Consider the following 212-nt stretch of genomic DNA (forward strand, 5'->3'; position numbering starts at 1 on the left):
GAAGTGGCCGCAGGTGGGCGCCATTCGTGGCGGCGTGCCGGTCTGCTGGCCGTGGTATGGCCGCCACCCGAGCGAAAACGCCTGGCCGTCCCATGGGTGGGCGCGCTTGATCGACTGGAAGCTGCTCGACAGCCGCACCGACGAGGACGGCGTGCGCCTGCACTGGCAACTGCAACTGTGCGACTGGCAGGTGGACCTGCACGCGCACCTGG

Annotated in this window: 1 pseudogene; it reads left to right on the forward strand. The window is 69.8% G+C overall.

Annotated elements, in window-relative coordinates:
* Positions 1-212 (forward strand): annotated as a pseudogene (locus ACW9IR_RS30440) (D-hexose-6-phosphate mutarotase); the annotation flags it as partial.

The sequence above is a fragment of the Pseudomonas sp. SDT291_1_S447 genome (assembly GCF_054070155.1).